Annotated in this window: 2 protein-coding genes; both read left to right on the forward strand. The window is 23.9% G+C overall.

Annotation, left to right across the window (positions count from 1 at the left end; genetic code table 11):
* Nucleotides 1-137: 137 nt before the first annotated feature.
* Nucleotides 138-1130 (forward strand): leucine-rich repeat domain-containing protein, encoded by a 993-nt coding sequence (locus VN21_RS17840; protein WP_052952004.1) that lies wholly within the window; start codon nt 138-140, stop codon nt 1128-1130.
* Nucleotides 1131-1309: 179 nt separating this feature from the next.
* Entirely contained in the window at nt 1310-1864 is a 555-nt protein-coding gene (locus tag VN21_RS07340) for a hypothetical protein (RefSeq protein ID WP_046822680.1), read from the forward strand.
* Nucleotides 1865-2031 lie beyond the last annotated feature (167 nt).

Here is a 2031-nt window from a genome sequence, read left to right on the forward strand (position 1 = left end):
AATTGAACCTTTTTGTTTTTATTTACCTCTTATATTATAAATGCATGAAATTCATGCATTTTATAATATAAAAAATATTAACATAAAAAATAAATTTATCACTATATAAGATTTTTAATGATAAAAGGAGAATATACATGGAACAAGCAATTGTAAACTTAACTACTGATATTAAGAAAAAAGAAAATATACTAATAAATAGACATGAAGTTATTAATATACCCGATTTCAACTTAAAGAAAGCTCTTAACACAAAATTTAACTCCCCTGATGATGCCCCTATAACTAAAGTTCAATTAGAGAGTCTGCTAGCATTAAATTTAACTGGAGTGGGAATAAACAATCTTGAAGGCCTTCAGTATTGTAAAAACTTGAGTTATCTTGGGTTATCAAAAAATGAGATTAGTGATTTAAGCCCTATATGCAACCTAAAAGAGCTCGTTACTCTAAATATAGATGAAAATAAAATCAATAACATAACTTATTTACAAAACTTAACTAACTTAACTTATTTGACTTTAAGTGAAAATTATATAACCAACTTAGAACCTTTAAAGAAATTAACTAACTTAAACTATTTAGATTTGAGTTCAAACCAAATAGAAAATTTAAGTCCTCTATCAAAATTGACCAATTTAGTTTGTCTTAGTTTAAATAATAATAGAGTAAGAAACTTAAACACTTTAAATGGTCTAAATAACATCGGTCTTTTAGACCTACAAAACCAAGAAATTGTTTTAAATAATTATGAATTTAATTTCGATTCATCACCTATTGAAGTTAACAATATTATAAGAAGCATAGATGGATCATTTATACATATACTGGATAATGATATTTCTAGTAATGGAATATATAATATACATTCAAATACTATTCTATGGAACGATATATATGAAAATTTAGAATATCACTTTTCTATAAAAAAAATTATGAATTCTGAAAAAAGTGAGTTTAGTGGTAAAGTGGTTCTTCCGTATAAATATATAGCTACACCTATAGATAAAATACATGATAAATGTAAAGACAACAACGCTATAACTAAGAGAGATTCTTTCAAAAAAGATTTCTCTTTAATCAATATGTTAAAAAAAATCTTTACTTTTACAGGTGTCGCTATAAACGATTAAAGATAATACTATCTAGTTCTTACTTTAATACTATTTAACTCAATTAACCTGTATACGTGTTGGTAAATATAAAAGCGATTAGGGTTTATTCCTTTTTGCTTACTTTAACTATTGAAACTTTTTAATTTTTAGTTATTATTCAATTTTATTTAGTTAGTTTTATAGGAGGATTTAAAAATATGAAAATTATCGATGCATACATAACCCTAGCTTTAGAATGTAGCGATTTAGAAAACTTAACATTTTTAGAAAATGGAGAAAGTCGATTAATTGAAAAAATGCGAGCAATAGATGGTTCTTATCCATCTATTGCAGTAATAAATTTTAGCAAAAGGCATACTACACATTTAACAAATAGCAAGTTAAATCAACAAGTTTTATTTGTGGAAGGAACATATCAGGTTTTAAAAAACAAAAGTGGTACTCCATTTTTAAATATTAAAGCTGTAAAAACTGTTTTAAAAAATAAAAAACAAGTTGTCGATATAACTAATATTAGACACAAAATATATAATGATTTTGAAGAAAATGACTTAACGTCATTAAAAGAAAAATATTTGCATAGTTGTGCTGAAGAAGAAATTAAAAACCTAAAAGAAGTTATTGAAAAAAGAGATTTACTTAGACTACAATATCAATTAAAATTTCAAGAAACGCAGAAGTTAAAGCATGAAAAGAAAATATTAATGTTAAAACAAAGCATAGGTCAAACACCTTTAAGTAATGGAAGTTAAATAAAAGAGTTAATGATTAACTCTTTTATTTAATTTGAAAACTATTTTAAATAGCAATCATAAAGTAAATTATATCATCATAAGGAGACTATTATAAAATGAAATTTTTAAAGTTTATATTATTATTATTTTTAATATTTACGGTATACTTAAATACAGCTTTGCTC

Source organism: Paraclostridium benzoelyticum, assembly GCF_001006285.1.
Taxonomy (GTDB): domain Bacteria; phylum Bacillota; class Clostridia; order Peptostreptococcales; family Peptostreptococcaceae; genus Paraclostridium; species Paraclostridium benzoelyticum.